This is a genomic window from Streptomonospora alba (assembly GCF_000826685.1).
GTDB lineage: Bacteria > Actinomycetota > Actinomycetes > Streptosporangiales > Streptosporangiaceae > Streptomonospora > Streptomonospora alba.
On the sequence record NZ_JROO01000006.1, the window covers coordinates 334,921 to 353,519 of the forward strand.

At 72.4% G+C, this 18,599-nt stretch carries 15 protein-coding genes; 7 read left to right on the plus strand and 8 right to left on the minus strand.

Features of this window, described 5'->3' with window-relative positions:
- Nucleotides 1–98: 98 nt before the first annotated feature.
- From treS to glgB, 3 genes are read left to right on the plus strand one after another with little or no spacing between them, the layout of a single operon-like run.
- The gene (treS, locus tag LP52_RS04250; protein WP_394298179.1) at nucleotides 99–1,949 is read left to right on the plus strand and encodes a maltose alpha-D-glucosyltransferase; all 1,851 of its coding nucleotides are present in this window, start codon (nucleotides 99–101) and stop codon (nucleotides 1,947–1,949) included.
- Between the two features lie 20 nt (nucleotides 1,950–1,969).
- Entirely contained in the window at nucleotides 1,970–3,379 is a 1,410-nt protein-coding gene (locus LP52_RS04255) for a maltokinase N-terminal cap-like domain-containing protein (protein WP_040270850.1), read from the plus strand.
- Between the two features lie 29 nt (nucleotides 3,380–3,408).
- Nucleotides 3,409–5,619, plus strand: coding sequence for a 1,4-alpha-glucan branching protein GlgB (gene glgB / locus LP52_RS04260; protein ID WP_394298175.1), 2,211 nt, complete (start codon nucleotides 3,409–3,411; stop codon nucleotides 5,617–5,619).
- Between the two features lie 64 nt (nucleotides 5,620–5,683).
- Here the strand turns inward: glgB and LP52_RS04265 are convergent, their stop codons facing one another.
- Entirely contained in the window at nucleotides 5,684–6,367 is a 684-nt protein-coding gene (locus LP52_RS04265) for a hypothetical protein (protein WP_040270854.1), read from the minus strand.
- 210 nt (nucleotides 6,368–6,577) lie between these two features.
- Between LP52_RS04265 and LP52_RS04270 the strand changes: the two genes are divergently transcribed.
- Together LP52_RS04270 and LP52_RS04275 are read left to right on the plus strand one after the other, a co-directional pair.
- Nucleotides 6,578–8,377: a S49 family peptidase gene (locus tag LP52_RS04270; protein WP_040270855.1), complete on the plus strand. Its 1,800-nt coding sequence runs from the start codon at nucleotides 6,578–6,580 to the stop codon at nucleotides 8,375–8,377.
- Nucleotides 8,374–8,877, plus strand: coding sequence for a flavin reductase family protein (locus LP52_RS04275; protein WP_040270856.1), 504 nt, complete (start codon nucleotides 8,374–8,376; stop codon nucleotides 8,875–8,877). Before LP52_RS04270 ends, LP52_RS04275 begins: the two co-directional genes overlap by 4 nt.
- A gap of 349 nt (nucleotides 8,878–9,226) precedes the next feature.
- On the opposite strand, the gene LP52_RS04280 is transcribed toward LP52_RS04275, so the two are convergent.
- The 6 genes from LP52_RS04280 to LP52_RS04305 form a co-directional block, all read right to left on the minus strand.
- Complete coding sequence (locus LP52_RS04280) at nucleotides 9,227–10,135, minus strand: ABC transporter substrate-binding protein (protein WP_040270861.1); 909 nt, start codon at nucleotides 10,133–10,135, stop codon at nucleotides 9,227–9,229.
- 40 nt (nucleotides 10,136–10,175) lie between these two features.
- Complete coding sequence (locus LP52_RS04285; protein ID WP_040270862.1) at nucleotides 10,176–10,862, minus strand: ABC transporter permease; 687 nt, start codon at nucleotides 10,860–10,862, stop codon at nucleotides 10,176–10,178.
- A complete protein-coding gene (locus tag LP52_RS04290; protein WP_084722862.1) occupies nucleotides 10,859–11,641 on the minus strand; it encodes an ABC transporter permease in 783 nt (260 codons plus the stop codon). Before LP52_RS04290 ends, LP52_RS04285 begins: the two co-directional genes overlap by 4 nt.
- Nucleotides 11,634–12,785 carry an ABC transporter ATP-binding protein gene (locus tag LP52_RS04295; protein ID WP_040270864.1) on the minus strand — a complete coding sequence of 384 codons (1,152 nt, stop codon included), beginning with the start codon at nucleotides 12,783–12,785 and terminating at the stop codon, nucleotides 11,634–11,636. The genes LP52_RS04290 and LP52_RS04295 overlap by 8 nt, the downstream gene beginning before the upstream one ends.
- 107 nt (nucleotides 12,786–12,892) lie before the next feature.
- Nucleotides 12,893–13,546, minus strand: coding sequence for an HAD family hydrolase (locus LP52_RS04300; RefSeq protein WP_040270979.1), 654 nt, complete (start codon nucleotides 13,544–13,546; stop codon nucleotides 12,893–12,895).
- A 98-nt stretch (nucleotides 13,547–13,644) separates the two neighbouring features.
- Nucleotides 13,645–14,490, minus strand: a complete 846-nt coding sequence (locus LP52_RS04305) for an NUDIX hydrolase (RefSeq protein WP_238580720.1) — start codon at nucleotides 14,488–14,490, stop codon at nucleotides 13,645–13,647.
- Nucleotides 14,491–14,620: 130 nt separating this feature from the next.
- On the opposite strand from LP52_RS04305, the gene nadA reads away from it, so the two are divergent.
- Complete coding sequence (nadA, locus tag LP52_RS04310; protein ID WP_040270866.1) at nucleotides 14,621–15,619, plus strand: quinolinate synthase NadA; 999 nt, start codon at nucleotides 14,621–14,623, stop codon at nucleotides 15,617–15,619.
- A gap of 243 nt (nucleotides 15,620–15,862) precedes the next feature.
- A complete protein-coding gene (locus LP52_RS25585; protein WP_157036196.1) occupies nucleotides 15,863–17,461 on the plus strand; it encodes a sigma-70 family RNA polymerase sigma factor in 1,599 nt (532 codons plus the stop codon).
- A 294-nt stretch (nucleotides 17,462–17,755) separates the two neighbouring features.
- Here the strand turns inward: LP52_RS25585 and LP52_RS04320 are convergent, their stop codons facing one another.
- Nucleotides 17,756–18,352: a TetR family transcriptional regulator gene (locus LP52_RS04320; protein ID WP_394298180.1), complete on the minus strand. Its 597-nt coding sequence runs from the start codon at nucleotides 18,350–18,352 to the stop codon at nucleotides 17,756–17,758.
- Nucleotides 18,353–18,599: the final 247 nt, after the last annotated feature.

An 18,599-nucleotide genomic window follows, 5' to 3' on the forward strand; every position in this document is an offset into this window, starting at 1 on the left:
GCCGTTGAAGCGGCAGGCGCTGGAAAGCCAACTCGTGGAGTAGCCTCGTGACCACACAAGAGCCGGTGCAAGGCACCAGTCAGACGCCCATCGCGGCCGTGCCCGATACCTTCACCCACGAGAAGCCCCGCGAGCCGTACTGGTATAAGCACGCGGTCTTCTACGAAGTGCTCGTCCGCGGTTTCCACGACTCCAACGGCGACGGCACCGGCGACCTGCGCGGTCTGATCGACAAGCTCGACTACCTCGAATGGCTGGGCATCGACTGCGTCTGGCTGCTGCCCTTGTACGAGTCGCCGCTGCGCGACGGCGGCTACGACATCTCCGACTACATGAAGATCCTGCCGGAGTTCGGGCAGATCGCCGACTTCGTGGACCTGGTCGACCAGGCGCACCGCCGCGGCATCCGGGTCATCGCCGACCTGGTTATGAACCACACCAGCGACCAGCACCCGTGGTTCACCGCCTCGCGCGAGGATCCCGACGGCCCCTACGGCGACTTCTACGTCTGGTCGGAGACCACCGAGCGCTACAGCGACGCCCGGATCATCTTCGTCGACACAGAGCAGTCCAACTGGACCTACGACGAGGTCCGCGGGCAGTACTACTGGCACCGGTTCTTCGCCCACCAGCCCGACCTCAACTTCGAGAACCCGGCGGTGCAGGAGGCGATCCTGGAGGTGCTGCGCTTCTGGCTGGACCTGGGCATCGACGGCTTCCGACTGGACGCGGTGCCCTACCTCTACGAGCGCGAGGGCACCGACTGCGAGAACCTCAAGGAGACCCACGAGTTCCTCAAGCGCATCCGCTCCGAGGTCGACCGCCTCTACCCCGACCGGGTGCTGCTGAGCGAGGCCAACCAGTGGCCCGCCGACGTCGTCGACTACTTCGGCGACTTCGAGGCCGGCGGCGACGAGTGCCACATGAACTTCCACTTCCCGCTGATGCCGCGGATGTTCATGGCCGTGCGCCGCGAGCAGCGCTACCCGATCTCGGAGATCCTCGCCCAGACGCCGCGCATCCCGCGCAACTGCCAGTGGGCGATCTTCCTGCGCAACCACGACGAGCTGACGCTGGAGATGGTCACCGACGAAGAACGCGACTACATGTACGCCGAGTACGCCAAGGACCCGCGGATGCGCGCCAACGTCGGCATCCGCAGGCGCCTGGCGCCCCTGCTGGACAACGACAAGAACCAGATCGAGCTGTTCACCGCCCTGCTGCTGTCGCTGCCCGGATCGCCGGTCCTCTACTACGGCGACGAGATCGGCATGGGCGACAACATCTGGCTGGGCGACCGCGACGCTGTGCGCACCCCGATGCAGTGGACCTCCGACCGCAACGCCGGGTTCTCCCGCTGCGACCCGGCCCGGCTGTACCTGCCGCTGGTCATGGACCCCATCCACGGCTACCAAGCGCTCAACGTCGAGGCCCAGCGCGACGACCCCGGCTCGCTGCTGAACTGGACCCGCAAGATGATCCAGATCCGCAAGCGGCACCCCGTCTTCGGCACCGGCGACTTCACCGAGCTCTACGCCAGCAATCCCAGCGTGCTCGCCTTCGTCCGCGAGTACGGCGACGACCGGATGCTGTGCGTCAACAACCTGTCGCGGTTCCCGCAGCCGGTCGAACTCGACCTGCGCCGGTTCGAGAGCGTCACGCCCATCGAGTGCATGGGCGGGGTGCGCTTCCCCGCCATCGGCGAGCTGCCCTACCTGCTGACGCTGCCGGGCCACGGCTTCTACTGGTTCCAACTGCCTCCCGTCGACGAGGCCGACGGCCCGACCACCGACGACCGCAACCGACAAACGCGAACGACTCCGCGGCCTGGCACGGCGACCGCGCGGCAGCGGCCGGCGGTCGCGGCGAGCGGTTCGGGCACCGCGGCGGCCCACGGGTCCGCCGGCGGCGCCTCGACCGCATCGGGCCCCTCCCGGCCGCGGCGATAAGCGGAAGAGGACTCTCGTAGATGACTCAGCTTGAGGAGCTCCTGGCCGACTGGATCCCACGACAGCGGTGGTTCGCCGGAAAGGGGGCACCCATCGAGACCGTCACGGTCCAAGCGGAGCATCCGCTGGTCTGCGGTGATCCGGGACTGCGCGTCCTGGTCGTCGAGGTCGGTCAGCGGGACTCCGTATCCCGGTACCAGGTGCTCCTCGGGCTGCGCCCGGCCGGGACGCTGCGCGAGGAGCTGGCACACGCCGCAATCGGCGTGTGCCGCCTAGGGGGCCTTTCGCGCACGGTCTACGACGCCGCACACGATCCCGAGCTGACCGCGCTCCTGCTGGACCGCCTCGCCGCCGCCGACGGCGTCGAGGCGGACGCCATCGGCGGTCCCGCCCCGAGCGGGACTCCGGCACCGGTGCGGTTCCGCCGCCTGGACGGCAACGACGTGCACGCCGGGCAGCGCAGCCTCGTGCTCAGGGGGGAGCAGTCCAACACCTCCCTGGTCTACGGGGAGGACTACGTGCTCAAGTCCTTCCGCCGGCTATGGCCCGGCCTCAACCCCGACCTGGAGCTGACCGCCGCCCTGGCCGGCTCCCCTTATGTGGCGCGCCCCTACGCCTGGATCGAGACCGACGTGTCCCAGGACGGCCGGCCGGTCCCCACCACGCTGGCGATGCTGCAGGAGTACATGCGCAGCGCGACCGACGGGTGGGTGCTGGCCGCCACCAGCGTCCGCGACCTCTACGACGCCCCCGGTCTCGCTCCCGCCGATGCCGGCGGCGACTTCGCGGGCGAAGCCGAGCGGTTGGGCGCGGCGACCGCGGCCGTGCACCGCGCCCTCGCCCGCGAGCTCCCCACCGACGTGCTCTCCTCCCACGCGCTGCGCGAGCTGGCCCGGTCGATGCTCGACCGGCTGCGCCAGGCCACCGCCGAGGTGCCCGAGCTGCAGCCCTATGTCGGGGTACTGCGCAGTGCCTACGAGGCCCTGGCCGAGGTCGACGAGCCGCTGCCGATACAGCGGGTGCACGGCGACTACCACCTGGGCCAGGTGGTACGCACCGACGCCGGGTGGGTGCTGCTGGACTTCGAGGGCGAGCCCGCCGCCCCCGTCGAGGAGCGCCGCCGCCCCTCCAGCCCGCTGCGCGACGTCGCCGGGATGCTGCGCTCGTTCGACTACGCCGCCCGCTACCAGCTCGTGGGCTCCTCCGCGGCACCCGAACTGGCCCCGGCCGCGCGCGCCTGGGCCCAGCGCAACCGCGACGCCTTCAGCGCGGGATACGCCTACGGCGGCGGAGTGGACCCCGAGAAGCACCAGACCGTGCTGCGCGCCTTCGAATACGACAAAGCCGTCTACGAGGTGCTCTACGAGGCGCACAACCGCCCTTCGTGGCTGCGCATCCCGCTGGACTCCATCGCGGCGCTGGCCGCGTGAACCGACCGACCCGCAACGACACTCCCAGGATGGCCGCGATACACATGAGCGTCCCCGCCGCAGAACTGACCGCAGAGACCGACCGGCTGGTCGCCGGCCGCCACCACGACCCGCACAGCCTGCTCGGCGCCCACCCCGCCGCCGACGGCACCGCCGTGCGCACGCTGCGCCCCCTGGCGCGGTCGGTGCACGCGGTGCTGGAGGACGGCACCCGCGTCGAGCTGCCGCACGTCCACCAGGGCCTCTTCGCCGCCACCCTGCCCGGCGCCGATCCCGGCGACTACCGGCTGGCCGTGGCCTACGACGACGGCCGCGGCGGCGTGGTCGAGACGGTCGCCGACGACCCCTACCGCTACCTGCCCACCCTCGGCGAACTCGACCTGCACCTGATCCGGGAGGGCCGCCACGAGGAGCTCTGGCGGGCCCTGGGCGCCCACGTGCACACCTACCGCACCCCCATGGGCGAGGTCAGCGGGACCGGATTCGCCGTATGGGCGCCCGGCGCGCAGGGCGTCCGGGTGATCGGCGACTTCAACCACTGGGACGGCACCGCCCACCCCATGCGCTCGCTGGGCTCCTGCGGCGTGTGGGAGCTGTTCGTGCCCGGTACCGGCGACGGGACGCTGTACAAGTTCCAGATCCTGGGCCGCGACGGCGTGTGGCGCGACAAGGCCGACCCCATGGCCTTCGCCGCCCAGCGCCCGCCCCAGACCGCCTCGGTCGTCCACACCTCCCGCTACACCTGGCGCGACGACGCGTGGCTGGCGGAGCGCAAGACCCAGGAGTGGCAGCGCCGCCCGATGAGCGTCTACGAGGTGCACCTCGGATCCTGGCGGCCCGGACTGTCCTACCTGGAGCTGGCGACCCAGCTGGTGGCCCACGTCCGCGAGATGGGCTTCACCCACGTGGAGTTCCTCCCGGTGGCCGAGCACCCCTTCGGCGGGTCCTGGGGCTACCAGGTGACCTCCTACTACGCGCCCACGTCGCGCTTCGGATCGCCCGACGACTTCCGCACGCTCGTCGACGAGCTGCACAGAGCCGGTATCGGCGTGCTGGTGGACTGGGTACCGGCGCACTTCCCCAAGGACGAGTGGGCGCTGGCGCGCTTCGACGGCTCGCCCACCTACGAGCACCCCGACCCGCGCCGCGGCGAACACCCCGACTGGGACACGCTGATCTTCGACTACGGCCGCACCGAGGTGCGCAACTTCCTCATCGCCAACGCGCTGTACTGGCTGGAGGAGTTCCACATCGACGGCCTGCGCGTGGACGCGGTCGCCTCCATGCTCTACCTGGACTACTCGCGCGAGGGAGGCGACTGGGCGCCCAACGAGCACGGCGGACGCGAGAACGCCGACGCGCTGGAGCTGCTCAAGGAGCTCAACGCCACCGCCTACCGCCGCAACCCCGGCATCATCATGGTCGCCGAAGAGTCCACCGCCTGGCCGGGCGTCTCCCGCCCCATCGAGCACGGCGGACTCGGATTCGGCTTCAAGTGGAACATGGGGTGGATGCACGACACCCTGGAGTACGTCAAGCGCGACCCGATCCACCGGCAGCACCACCACAACGAGATCACGTTCTCGATGGTCTACGCCTACAGCGAGAACTACGTGCTGCCGCTGTCGCACGACGAAGTCGTGCACGGCAAGGGCTCGCTGCTGTACAAGATGCCCGGCGACGAGTGGCGGCGCTTCGCCGGACTGCGCGGGCTGCTGGGCTTCATGTGGTCGCACCCGGGCAAGCAGCTGCTGTTCATGGGCTCCGAGATCGGCCACGGCGACGAGTGGTCGCACGAGGAGGGTGTGCAGTGGTGGCTGCTCGACCACGCCTACCACCGGGGGGTGCGCTCGCTGGTGGCCGAACTCAACCGGGTCTACCGGGACTCCCCGGCGCTGTGGTCGCTGGACACCGACCCGGCCGGGTTCATCTGGCTGGAGGGCGGCGACGCCGCCGGCAACACGCTGGCCTACCTGCGCCGCGGCGAGGACGGGACGGAGCTGGCGTGCCTGGTCAACTTCTCGCCGGAGGTGCACACGGCCCGCCGCGTGGGCCTGCCCCGCACGGGCCTGTGGCGCGAGGTGCTCAACACCGACTCCCAGGCCTACTGCGGTAGCGGAGTCGGCGCCGTCGGCTCCGCGGGCACCGTACGGGCCGAGGCGGTGGAGTGGAACGGCCAGCCCGCATCGGCGGAGGTGACCCTGCCGCCGCTGGGGACGGTCTGGCTGGCGCCTGCCTGATGCGCACCGCGGCGCGGCCGCCCGGGCGCTCGGGCGGCCGCGCCGACACGGTGGGCGGCGGGTCTCAGTCGCGCTTGTAGTCGTCGGTGTTCATGGAGGCGGCGATCTCGTCGTAGAGCGCGGAGTACTGGGCGTCGACCGACCACACGTAGACGGCGATGTCGCTCTCCGGCAGGAACCACAACCGCGTCTCGAAGGTGTCGCCGTTGTCGCAGGAGACCTCCCACTCGCGATGGTGGGACCGCAGCCCGTCGGCGTGCTGGGTCAGTCCTTGGGGGTTGTCGACATCGAGCTGCTCAGCGCCGGTGACGCCCGCCCCGCCCGAATCGGCGGTGCCCAGGCTGCGGCAGGAGGTGGGGTCCGAAGCCCAGCCGTCGGGCTTGTTGAACTGCTTCTTGGGCCAGTCGTTCGGGTCGTTCTCAGCCACGTGCGGGATGACCTGAACCGCGCCGTAGCCGCAGGAGTCCTGGCCCGGCGGGCGCATGCACAGCAGTCCGCCGGTCTTGTCGATGCTCCAGTTCTGAGGAGCGCCGATCTTGATGCCCTGGATCTCGACCACACTGAAGTCGTCGGTGTCCGGGGTCGGCTCGGCGGCGGCGACCACGGCGCTGTAGGTCGACTGAGGGCTGGGTGCGGCACCGGAGTCACCGGAGCCGCCGCTTGCGCACCCCGACACCAGCAGTGCGAGGGCCGCGGCTGCGGCCGCGGCCGCGGTTCGCGACCGCGATGAACCGGACATGCCGGACATGGGCTTCCCTTCTGCATCCACGCTTGACCCCACGACGATAACGGTCCGAATCGACCACCGCGCCACCGATGGGGCCGGGCGGGTGCTCCGGCCGCCGGCCTGGAGGCGGACCCCGGTCACCCTGCGTAGTGGTAGGACCGAACCGCCGCCCGGCCGCAGTGGGAATTCCCGGGATTTAACCCGGGGAGCGGAAGTCAATAGCCTGGGGGCATGGTGCAACCAGTCAAGCTGCCCGGTCCTTTCTCCCGCCTCCAGCAGCGGCGCAGCGGCCCGCTCATATTGGAACTCGACCTCACCGACGGCCTCGCGGAGGAGGCGCCGAGCGACCCCTTGGGGCAGATCCTGGCCCGGCGCCACCAGCGATTGCGCGACGTCGTCGAGGGCGTCCGCCGCGGTGCGCACGACCCGCGCGTCAAGGCGCTGGTGGCCAAGATCGACGGGCGGCCCCTGGGCTTCGCCAAGGTGCAGGAGGTGCGCGACGCGGTCGCGTCGTTCCGCGCCGCCGGCAAGGACACCGTCGCGTGGGCGGAGTCCTTCGGCGAGTTCGGCCCCGGAACCGCCTCCTACTACCTGGCCTGCGCTTTCGCCGAGATCTCCGTTGTCCCCACGGGGGCGGTGGGGCTGACCGGGCTGAGCGTGGGCACCACGTTCTTCGGCGGTGCGGCCGAGCGGCTGGGGGTGCGCTTCGAAGGCGGCGCCCGCCACGAGTACAAGAACGCCCCCAACCAGTTCACCGAGCAGGGCTACACCGAGCCGCACCGCGAGATCACCGAGCGGCTGGTGGCCTCGCTCAGCGAGCAGGTCGTCGAGGGTGTCGCCGAGGCCCGCGGGCTGACCGCCGAGCGGGTCCGCGAACTCGTCGACCGCGCTCCGCTGCTGGCGCGCGAGGCGCAGGAGGCCGGGCTGGTCGACCGGCTGGCCTACCGCGACGAGGTCTACGCCGACCTGCGCGCCCGCTTCGCATCCTCGTCCCCGGCATCCGGGGGCGGGACGGAAGCCGGCTCCGACGACGGCGCCGACAACGACGGCGACCGGGCCGGCGGCGACGGCGCTGCCCGCTCCGACTCGGACGCCGCCGGAACGCGGCTGCTGTACGTGGGCCGCTACCATCACCGCGCCCTGGTCGCCGAACGGGTGCCCGTGCGCCCCGGCGGCTACATCGCCCTGATCACCGCCACCGGCATGATCACCAGCGGGCGCAGCCGCCGCTCGGCGATGGGCGGGACCACGGTAGGCGCCGACACGGCCGCGGCCGCCCTGCGCGCCGCTCGCCGCGACAGGAACGTCCGCGCCGTCGTCTTCCGCGTGGACAGCCGCGGCGGTTCCGCGGTGGCCTCCGACATCATCCGCCGCGAGGTCGCCCTCACCCGCGAGGCGGGCACCCCGGTCGTGGCCTCGCTCGGCGACATCGCCGGCTCCGGCGGCTACTACATCGTGATGGACGCCGACGCGATCGTGGCCCGGCCCGGCACCCTCACCGGCTCCATCGGCGTCTACATCGGCAAGCCGGTGCTGTCGGGCCTGATGGAGCGGCTGGGAGTCAACAACGAGTCGGTCGACGGCGGCGCCCACGCGGCGATGCTCGGTTCCGACCGCGGGTTCAGCGAGTCGGAGTGGGAGCGCGTCAACGCCGCGCTCGACCACACCTACGCCGACTTCACCGGCAAGGTCGCCCGCGCCCGCGGGCTGAGCGACGAGCAGGTCGACGCGGTGGCGCGCGGGCGCATCCTCACCGGTCGCGACGCCCGCGAGGGCGGCCTGGTCGACGACCTGGGCGGACTGCCCGCGGCGGTGCGCCTGGCTCGCGAGAAGGCCGACCTGCCCGGCGGCCGACTGCGGTCCTTCCCCGTCGCCGGCCCGTGGGAGCGGCTGAAGCCTGCCGAGTCCAGCGAGGACCGCGCCACCGCGCCCCAGTCGGCGCTGGCCCCGGACCTGCAGGAGATGGCGGCGCGTGCGGGCCTGCCCGCGGCCGTGTCGCTGACCATGCCCGGCGGCTGGGAGGTCAGGTGAGCCCCGGAGCGGCGGAGTTCACCGAGACCGTGTCCCGCTTCGCCACGGGGGTGACCGTGGTGACCGTCCAGGACGACCGCGACGACGTCGGCAGCACCGTCAGCTCCTTCACCTCGGTCTCGGCCGAGCCGCCGCTGATCATGGTCGGGTTCTCCGCGGAGAGCTACCTGTGCGAGGTGATCGACACCCAGGGGACGTTCGCCGTCAACGTGCTGGGCGAGGGCCAGCGGGCGGTGGCGGGCCGGTTCTCCGCCGAAGGGCGGCCCAGCGCGCGGCTGCTGCTGGCGAGCGAGCCCCACCGGCGCGGCGAGCACAGCGGCGCGCTGGTGCTGGAGACCGCCATCGCGGCGCTGGAGTGCTCGGTCCGGCAGCGGGTGGAAGCCGGTGACCACGTCGTCTACATCGCCGCTGTCGAGACGCTGCCGGCCGTGGGCACCCAGCGCCCGGCCGATGCGCGTCCGCTGATCCGCTACGGCAGCCGATACCGCGCTCTGGGCTGAGCCAAACTCGCTAGAGAGATAACTCTTCGCGGAGGGTCCGCCACGGGTTTCTGTGCGGCCGGGCTAGTTCACCCACCGGCCGGGGCATCGTCCAATGGAGGCATGGACGGCTTCTACACCGCGCTGGGAATCCTGGTGGCCGGGCTCATCCTGGCCATGATCCTCTGACCGCCGAACCGCGGCCACGAAGGGCCATGCCGGCCGCGGCGTACACGCCCTCGCCCCCGTCTCGACCGCAGGCGCCCGCCCTCCGTGGGGCGCCCCGGATCGGCGGCGCGGCGCCGCCCGCCTGACGCGGGATGTCCGGCGCCGCGCCGCCGTCGTCCGGCGTGCGCGGTGCGCGGCGTGCCTAGGCCAGCCCGGTGTCCTTCAGCCAGTCGGCGGCGACCTCGTCGGCCTCCTCGTGGTCGAGCTGCACCCGGGCGTCCAGTTCGATCAGCGCATCGGTCGTCAGCTCGGCCGAAACCGAGTTCAGGACCTCGCGGGCCTGCTGGTCGACCGCCTCCTCGTTGACCAGCGGGGTGACGTTCTGCGAGCCGAACAGGTTTTCGGGGTCCTCCAGCGCCACGAAGTCGCCCGTGGTGAACGCCGGGTCGGTGGTGAACAGGTTCGCGGCCTGCACGTCGCCGCCGCGCAAGCCCTCCACCAGCAGGTTGCCCTCCAGCGGCCGGAACTCCCCGAACTCGACGCTGTAGACGTCCTGCAGCCCGGACACGCCCTGCGGACGGTTCTCGAACTCGGCGGGGGCGCCCAGGGTCATGTCGTCGGCCACCTCGGCCAGATCGCCGATCGTGCTGAGGCCGTGCTCCTCGGCGGTCTCCCGGGTCACGGTGATGGAGTCCTTGTTCTGCGCCGGCGCGGACTCCAGGATGGTCAACTCCTCCGGCAGCTCCTCGCGCACCGCCTGGTTGGTCTCCTCGGTGGTGCCCGACTCGGCCTCGGGGTTCAGGTGGTAGAGGATCCCTCCGTTGTACTCGGGGAAGACCGACAGGTTGCCCTCGGTGACCTGGTCGTAGTAGACCTCGCGGCTTCCGATGTCGAGCTGGGTCTCCACCGTGATGCCCTCGGCTTCGAGCGCCTTGGCGTAGATGTGGGCCAGCAGGGTGCTCTCGGGGAAGTTCGCCGAGCCCACGACGACAGCGCCGCCGCCTTCACCGCCGCCCTGGTCCTCGCCGGAGTAGGGGTCCCCGCCTCCGCCGCAGGCGGCCAGGAGGAGCAAGGGCGCTGTGGCGATCGCGGTTCGCGTCGGAGTGCGCATGGTTCACCTTCTCGTTGTGCGGGTGCGGATGCGGGTGCGGTCAGTTCGCGGGGGAGGCGGCGGAGCGGGCGCGCAGCCCGGGGGCGATCACCCGGCGGCGCAGCAGGGCGAACAGGGTCGTGACCGCCAGGGCCAGCAGGACCACCAACAGCGCCCCGCCCAGGATCTGCTCGATGATCTGCTGGGACTGGCCGTCGACGATGAACCGGCCCAGCCCGCCGATGCCTACGTAGGCGGCGATGGTGGCCGTGGAGACGACCTGGATGGCGGCGGTGCGCAGGCCCAGCAGGATCAGCGGCATGGCCATCGGTATCTCCAGGCTCCACAGGACCTCGCGGCCGCGCATACCCATGCCCCGGGCCGCGTCGGTGAGCTGGGGATCGACACCGCGCACCCCCTCGTAGGTGTTGACCAGGACGGGCGGTACGGCCAGCGCCACCAGCGCCACCAGCACCGGAACCAGGCCCAGCCCCATACCCAGCACGACCAGGGTGAGCACGCCGATGGTGGGCAGGGCGCGGGCGAAGTTGGCCAGGCTGATGGCCGCGAAACCGCCGCGGCCGGTGTGGCCGGTGAGCAGACCGACGGGGATCGCGATCACGGCGGCGGCCAGCAGCGCCAGCAGCGAGTAGTAGAGGTGCTCGGCGAAGCGCACGGGGATGCCGCCCGGACCGCTCCACTGCTCCGGCTGGGCGAACCAGGAGGCCACGTCGGCGAGGAGGCTCACGCTGCCGCCCCCTCTCCGGCCCGCGCGGCGGTGGTATCGGCGGCCCGGCGGCGCGCGGCGCGGCCGCGGCGCCGGGCGGGGCCGCGATCGCGCGCCCACGGGGTGAGTGCGCGTTGGGCCAGCACGAGCAGGCCGTCGGTGGCGAAGGCCAGCGCTACCGAGAGCGCGATGCCCACCACGACCGGGGCGGCGAAGTCGCGGGCGAAGCCGTAGGTGAGGATGATGCCGCCCAAGCCGCCCAGACCCACCAGGGAGGCGACGCTGACCATGCTGATGGTGGCCACCGACGCCACGCGCAGGCCCGCGATGATCACCGGCACCGCCACCGGCAGTTCGACCCGCAGCAGTCGGCGCAGCGGTCCGAACCCCATGGCCACCGCGGCCTGGCGCACGTGGTGGGGCACCTGGTCGAGGCCGTCGACGACGTTGGGGACCAGGATCGCCAGGGTGTACAGCGCCAGCGGGATGATGGCCGTCCACGGACTGAACGCGGTGTAGGGCAGCAGCAGGAAGAACAGCGCCAGCGACGGAACGGCGTAGAGCGCGTTCACGCTGCCGAGGACCGGCGCGTAGAAGGCGCGGAAGCGCACGCACAGCACACCCAGCGGCACCGCCAGGGCCAGTCCGATCAGCACGGAGGCGTAGGACAGCAGCACGTGCTCGGCCAGCAGCGGACCGACAGGATCGTCGAGGTTGTGCCGGCCCCACCGCCAGGCCTCGACCGCCCGGCCCCACAGCGGCTCGGCGGATGTCGCGGCCGCGATCGCCGGCTCAGCCATGTCCGTCCGCCGCGGTGGAGTGTTCGTCGTCGCTGCCGATCGCCCAGATGGCCGAGCCCAGCTCGGTCTGGGCGACGGCGCCCAGCGCGGTGCCGTCGTCGGCCACGCCGACCGCGCGCCCGGCCGGGGAGAGGACGGCGGCGTCCAGCGCGGCCCGCAGCGAGTCGGTGGAGACCGTGAAGATGTGGCCGTAGCCGACCAGCTCCAGCTTGGCGACGTCGTGGTCGTCGGCGGCAGCCGCAAGCGTCTCGGTCGAGACCCAGCCCATCGGGCGGTGTCCGGTGTCGACGACAAGCAGCCAGGGCTCGCCGGTGCGCCGCGCCACCGCGCGGGCCCCGGCGGCGGTCTCGCCCGCGGTGACGATGACGTCGCTGCGCAGCGGCAGTTGGCGGGCGGGGAAGAAGGACAGCCGGCGCACGCCCCGGTCGTAGCCGACGAAGGCCTCGACGAACTCGTCGACGGGCTCGGCCAGCAGCCGCTCGGGGCTGTCGAGCTGGGCCAGCCGCCCCCCGGGGCGCAGCACGGCGATGCTGTCGCCGAGCTTGACGGCCTCGTCGATGTCGTGGGTGACGAAGACGACGGTCTTGCGCAGCTCGGCCTGCAGCCGCAGCAGCTCGTCCTGCAGGCCCCCGCGCACGACGGGGTCGACGGCGCTGAAGGGTTCGTCCATGAGCAGCACGGGCGGATCGGCGGCCAGCGCACGCGCGACGCCCACGCGCTGCTGCTGGCCGCCGGAGAGCTGGTGGGGGTAGCGCGAGGCGTGGCCGGGTTCGAGTCCGACGAGCTCCATCAGTTCGCGGGAGCGCTCGCGCGCCCGCTTCTTGGGCCAGCCCAGCAGCTGGGGGACGGTGGCGATGTTGTCGGCCACGGTGCGGTGCGGGAACAGCCCCGCCTGCTGGATGACGTAGCCGATGGAGCGGCGCAGTACCGGCGGGTCCTGGCCGCGGACGTCACTGCCGTCGATCGCCACCCGGCCCGCGGTGGGCTCGACCATGCGGTTGATCATCCGCAGGGCGGTGGTCTTGCCGCTGCCCGAGGAGCCCACCAGCACGGTGGTGTGGCCGGTGGGCACGGTCAGGTCGAGGTTGTCGACGGCGACGGTGCCATCGGGGTACTGCTTGCTCACGCCCTCGAAGGTGATCATGTGCTCGGTGGTGTCTCTCCTCGGGGCGTCGTGCCCGGTCCGTCGTTCGCTTGCGTGTACCCGGCTCCCGGCAGGCCAAACGGCGCCGCCGCGACGGGTCGGGCGGCTCAGTCGGACTGGGCCGCGATCCATCCGGGAAGTTCGGCCAGGCCGTCGAGCACGGCGTCGGCCTCGCCTGCCTCGGCGCGCCCGGCGTGCAGGTAGCCGAGCATGCCGCGGCGCAGCAGGGCCGCGCGCAGGCCCGCCCGCTTGGCGGGCAGCACGTCGTTGTCGAGGCGGTCGCCGACGTAGAGGATGTCGGCGGGGGTGGCGCCGGTGACCTCCACGACCCGGGAGAAGAACGCGGGGTCGGGTTTGGCCACGCCCCAGTCCTCGGAGACGTGGATCCGGTCGGCGGGCAGGTCCATGGCCTCCAGGGAGGCCCCGGCGGCGGAGGGCTGGTTGCCGGCGACGACCACGCTCAGGCCCATCGCGCGCAGCTCGGCCAGGGCGGGGCGAACGTCGGCGTAGAGGTCGCCGGCGTCGAAGTTCTCGCGCAGCGACTCGGGTTCCTCGGCCAGCCAGGCCGCGGATTCCGCACTGAGCTCGAAACCGGGTTCGACCAGTCGGAACGCGTCGATCAACGGGCGGCCCTCAGCGAGCACGGCCCCCATGAGCCCGAAGAAGGCCAGCCGCGGCACCCCCAGGCGGTCGGCCCACCGCTCGAAGATGCGGGTCTCGTCGATGAGGGTCTCGCCGACGTCGAGCACCACACTGCGAATCTTCACGAAAGGGACGCTAGCACGGGGTCGTGACACAGCCCCGGGCCGACCAGCGGGTGTCGTCACCGGCCCTGCCCAGGTGCGGCCGGGCCCCGGTCTCAGCCGCCCGCGGGCGGGCGCAGCACGGCGAAGGCGTCCGTGATCTCCAGGCGGCGGGCGCGGAAGCGGAACAGCGCCGCCGGGCGCCCGCCCGAGCGGCCCGAGGCGACGAAGCCGCCCGTCTCCTCGATCTGGCCGCGGCGCAGCAGTACGCGGCGCAGGTTGGTGGCGGCGACGTCGTGGCCCAGCGCGGCGCGGTAGTAGCGCGACAGCTGCGAGACGGTGAACTCCGGCGGCGCGAGCGCGAAACCGATGTTGGTGTAGGAGAGTTTGGCGCGCAGCCGCCTGCGCCCCGAGTGCACGATGTCGGCGTGGTCGAAGCCCATCCCGGGCAGGTCCACGGCGGGATGCCAGGTGGTGTCATCGGGCACGACCGGGTCGATGCCGGCGGGCACGAGGCCGAGGTAGGCGGTGGCCAGGATGCGCCCCTGCGGGTGGCGGCAGGGGTCGCCCCGGGTCTCCAGCTGCTCCAGATGCGCCAGATCGCGTACGTCGACCTTCTGGGCGAGCTGGCGGCGGATGGAGTCGTCCAGCCCTTCGGCGCCGCCCAGCCGTCCGCCGGGCAGGACCCAGTGCTCCTCGTAGGGCGGGCGCCCGCGCCGCCACAGCAGTACGCACAGCTGGTCGCCGCGGATCTGGAAGACCACGGCCAGCACTTCGTGCCCGGCGGAGGCGCCGTCGGGGGCCGGGCGGACCGCGGCGGCCTCCGCGGCCGCAGCCCGCGGACCGGGCTCGGCGCCGCTCACCGGTACGCCCTCGCGGTCGCGCAGCGCACCGCGGCCGCCGCGGTGCGCGCTGCCATCCTCATCACGCTGACTGCCCCTGTGCCCGCCATGATCCCCCATGTTAGAGTGTCAGGAGTTTTTGACTGCAAGACAAAAACCGGATGCGGACCGAAACCCGCAGTCGGCGCGAGAGCCGGCCACCTCCGGGCACCGGATCACCGGGCCTCTCTCTCGAAGGAAGAGCACGGACATGGCAACCGCCCCCGCTGCAGCAGACACCGCGACCGTCCAGGACTGGGCCGCCGAAGTGCGGCACCTGGCGGCCGAGCGCAACGCGGTCATCCTGGCGCACAACTACCAGCGTCCCGAGATCCAGGACGTCGCCCACCACACCGGCGACTCCCTCGCGCTGTCGCGCCTGGCCGCCGAGGTCGACGCCGACACCATCGTCTTCTGCGGCGTCCACTTCATGGCCGAGACCGCCAAGATCCTCTCACCGGAGAAGACGGTCCTGCTGCCCGACCTCAACGCGGGCTGCTCGCTGGCGGACACCATCACCGCCGAGGACGTGCGCGCGTGGCGCGCCGAGCACCCCGGCGCCGTCGTCGTCGCCTACGTCAACACCTCCGCGGCGGTCAAAGCCGAGACCGACATCTGCTGCACCTCCTCCAACGCCGCCGATGTCATCCGCTCGATCCCCGAGGAGCAGGAGATCCTGTTCCTGCCCGACCAGTTCCTGGGCGCGCACGTCAAGCGGGTGACCGGACGGGACAACATCCACGTGTGGATGGGCGAGTGCCACGTGCACGCGGGCATCGACGGCCACAGCCTGCGCGAGCGGGTGAACTCCGAGCCCGACGCCGAGGTGTACGTGCACCCCGAGTGCGGCTGCGCGACATCGGCGCTGTACCTGGTGGGCTCGGGCGCGGTGCCCGAGGACCGCGTCAAGGTGCTCTCCACGGGCGGCATGCTCAGCGCCGCGGAGGAGTCCACGGCCGACAAGGTCCTGGTCGCCACCGAGACCGGCATGCTGCACCAGTTGCGCGGCGTGAACCCGGACACGGCCTTCGAGCCGGTCAATTCGCGCGCCGAGTGCCACTACATGAAGATGATCACGGCCGACAAGCTGCTCACGACACTGCGCAAGGGCACCGGGGAGATCGTCGTCGACGACGAGACCGCGGCCCGGGCGCGTCGCTCGGTGGAGCGGATGGTGGCCATCGGCACGCCCTCGCGCGGCGGGGAGTGAGCGCCGGCGCGCGCAAGCGTGCCGTCGGGCGGCGCGCGGGAGGACGAGGCGGGTCCGGGCGCCTCCCCCGCGTGCCGACGCCGCCCTCGCCGATCCAGGTGACAAAGAGCTTACCTTCGGGCTATAACTGTCCGATGTACCGGACGACGTTCCGTCCATCTCGCTAGCGTTATCGGACAACTCCGGCCTATCGCCCGTTGCAGGGCACCATCGGCCGGTGCATGTCGCGCTTGGGGAGGGAACGTGACATCGCAATCCCCGCAGCAGGGGACGACCACCGCTCATCCGGCCCAGCCGTCGCCGCCGGGCCGTTCGTCGCGTGCCTTGGCGGGTCGGCACAGCGCCGCGCCCGCATCCGAACTGGCCGCGGCTCTGCGCCGCGGCACCGGCTACGACCGGGCCTACGACCTGTTCGCGGGCTCGCTCTACCGCTACTGCTGGTCCCTCCTGGGCCCCGGGGGCAGCAGTGCCGAACCCGATAGGGCCGCGGCCGCGCTGCACGAGACGTTCCTGGCTGCGGTCCATCGCATCGACGCGCTCCGCGACGACCGCGAGTTCGCCGCCTGGCTGTTCGCCTTGGCCCGAACCGCCGCCCGGCGGCGGGGGTTCACGCCACGCTCGCCCTACGCCCAACTCGCCACCGCCGAGAGCGAGCAACCTGCGGTGCACCTGTCGCTGCGGCTCGCGCCCAGCAACCGCGAGCTGCTGGAGCTGTACCTGCGCCACGGGCTGCCCGCCCCGCTCATCGCCCGCGTCCTGGGGTTGGACGCCGAGACGGCGACCGAGCTGTGCCGCACGGCCGTGCTGCGCGCCGCCGACCAGCTGACCCGCTACACCCTGGCCCCGGAGCACACGCACGGACGCGGTCCCGACCGCGGCGTGCGCGCGGTGCTGGCCGACCTCGAACCGCCCGGCCCTCCCCCGGCGCTGCGCGCACGGGTACTGGAGGACTGCGCCTCGCCGCGGGCCGCGAGCCTGCGCCGGAGCGCGGCCGAGGCCCTGGCCCCGCTGGGCGAGAACGGCTTCCCACTGCACCGCAAACGCCCGGTCCCCACTGCGGTCACCGCCACCGCCGACGACAGCGATGCGGATGGGGACACCGAGGGCGGTGAGGGCGCGCAGGACACCGGCGCCCACGAGTCCACCGCCCTGCCCGCCGATCGCGTCACCACCCGCGACGTCCCCGGCGGGGGCGCGCCCGAGCCGGTGGCCGCCCTCGGCGCGGCGGCGGAGGCCTCTCGGAGACAGCTGCCCACACCGCTTACCGCCCTGCTGGCCGCAGCGGCGGTCGTGTTAGTCCTGTGGGCCGCTGTAGCCACGGTGCGCGGCTTCGCAGGAGCGGTCACCGACGCCGGATCTCCGGCGCCCGCACTCACGGCGGCGCCCTCGCAGGAGCAGAACCGGCCCGGCGCGGCAGCACCGGCTTCCGAAGACGACGGCGCGATGGAGAACGACCGAGCGAGCCCGGAACCGATGGAGGACGCCACGGTCTCCGCCGCGCCGACACCGGACACCGCCGGCGCGCCCAACGGCGACGCCCAGCAGGACGCGTCCGAGGGCGCGGACACCGCGGCCCCCGGTGGGGCCGACCCCTCAGCGACCGCCGGGGCTCCCGAAGGCGGCGACCCGAGCGGCGGCGGGCAGAACAGTGGTGGGCAGGGCGGTGCAAGCGGCGAAAGCGGCGGAGGATCGGGCGAAGCGGCCGGCGGCGACAGCGGAGGCGGCAGTGGCAGCGGAGGCTCGGACGGCGGCGGCGATTCGGGGGCGGGCGAGGCCGGCGGCTCGGATTCGAAGGGCCCGGTCTCCGGAATCCTCGACGGTCTCATCGGCCTGCTGAAGTGAAGTACGGGCGGGGTGGTGGGGCCGGGCGCCTGGCCCCCGCGCCCAAGCGGGATTCCGCGTGCACGGGCGAGCAACACTTCCGCTCGCGGCGCCGATATGCCCGGAATGTCATTCAGGAGGCCTCCCCCGGCCGTCCGCCGCTTTCGCCGCCGACCGTCGGGTGCCCGGCCATCCGTAGACAGGACCGACTTCCGCATCGCCGCCCACGGCGATGCCCGGCCCCGCGGCCGGCACCGGTGAAGACCGCCTCCGGTCCGCTCCCGGGCACCCTCGCCCAGCCGGTGGCTCCCGGCTTCAGCAGTGGGCCAGGAGGGGCTCGGCGGCGATCTCCAGGCGGTGCTGGACCTCGTCGAGGTCGCGGTCGCCCTTGAGGAGTTCCAGGAGTTCGAAGATCCAGACGCTGGCGAGAGAGGCAACGCGGATGTAGGCGGCGTCGTCGCGGTCGGGCTGCTCCGGGGGGTCGGTCGGCTCCTCGCCTTCGGCGGCGGGGGCGCGGGTGGCCACGCGCCAGAGGAGGTCGGTGATGCGGACGCCGAGCTCGGTCTTGGCCTCGGCCATGATCAGCGAGCGCACGAGCGCGTCGGCCAGCTCGGGTTCGCGCATCAGGCCGCGGGTAGCGCGCATGAGCACGTCGACGGCGCGGCCGGCTGCGGTCTCGGCCGTGGGCGGCCGGCGGCTGATGCTGGTCTCGACGAGGTCCAACTCCTCCGTGACCACCGCGACGACCAGGTCCATCTTGGAGGGGAAGTAGCGGTAGAGCGTGCCCAGCGCGACACCGGCGCGCTCGGCGACAGCGCGCATCTGCATCGCCTCGACGCCCCCGCGCAGCGCCAGGGCCGCCGCAGTCTGCACGATCCGCTTACGGCGCTGGTTCTGGCTTCGGGACCGCATTCCGACCGCCGCCTGCTGGACCGCCACGCCGGCTCTCCCATCATCGTCGTCCGCGGGGCGGGCGCACCCGCCGCTCCACGCGTTCGGCGGCGAGCCGGCACTCGACGCGGTCCCCGCGGAGGCTCCTCTCAGGGGCACCGCTCGGGCCACCGGACGGCGCCCTTACAAGAACGTGTTATCCAAGCATCCCCCAACGGTCCGACCTTGCACAACTGTGCACGCGGCCTCTTCACCCAGCGTCGAATCC

Bases quoted from the DNA above. Each gene is read 5' to 3' on its own strand.
- LP52_RS04280 (WP_040270861.1), bottom strand. From the start codon at position 10,135: ATGCGCACTCCGACGCGAACCGCGATCGCCACAGCGCCCTTGCTCCTC.
- LP52_RS04255 (WP_040270850.1), top strand. From the start codon at position 1,970: ATGACTCAGCTTGAGGAGCTCCTGGCCGACTGGATCCCACGACAGCGG.
- LP52_RS04270 (WP_040270855.1), top strand. From the start codon at position 6,578: ATGGTGCAACCAGTCAAGCTGCCCGGTCCTTTCTCCCGCCTCCAGCAG.
- glgB (WP_394298175.1), top strand. From the start codon at position 3,409: ATGGCCGCGATACACATGAGCGTCCCCGCCGCAGAACTGACCGCAGAG.
- LP52_RS04295 (WP_040270864.1), bottom strand. From the start codon at position 12,785: ATGATCACCTTCGAGGGCGTGAGCAAGCAGTACCCCGATGGCACCGTC.
- LP52_RS04265 (WP_040270854.1), bottom strand. From the start codon at position 6,367: ATGTCCGGCATGTCCGGTTCATCGCGGTCGCGAACCGCGGCCGCGGCC.
- LP52_RS04305 (WP_238580720.1), bottom strand. From the start codon at position 14,490: ATGGGGGATCATGGCGGGCACAGGGGCAGTCAGCGTGATGAGGATGGC.
- LP52_RS04290 (WP_084722862.1), bottom strand. From the start codon at position 11,641: ATGGCTGAGCCGGCGATCGCGGCCGCGACATCCGCCGAGCCGCTGTGG.
- nadA (WP_040270866.1), top strand. From the start codon at position 14,621: ATGGCAACCGCCCCCGCTGCAGCAGACACCGCGACCGTCCAGGACTGG.
- LP52_RS04320 (WP_394298180.1), bottom strand. From the start codon at position 18,352: ATGCGGTCCCGAAGCCAGAACCAGCGCCGTAAGCGGATCGTGCAGACT.